Consider the following 215-nt stretch of genomic DNA (forward strand, 5'->3'; position numbering starts at 1 on the left):
CCGTGCACGGTCCAAAAGAAAAGAACGCTTTTGGTCGCAACTTTGCACCTCTGGTGCAAAGTTGCTGTACGGGGGTCGGCATGAGATGGTGCCTGCGGGTCTGCGATGGCTCCCCGACGGGCGCGGCGGGGTGCGGTACAGGCTTGATGGCGGATTCCCGCGGCGCGGGTGCGTCTTGGGTCGGGGTGCAAGGACGCATTTGACCAGCTCCTCTT

Origin of the sequence: Oscillibacter sp. KLE 1745 (genome assembly GCF_000469445.2) — a bacterium.
Lineage (GTDB): Bacteria > Bacillota > Clostridia > Oscillospirales > Oscillospiraceae > Oscillibacter > Oscillibacter welbionis.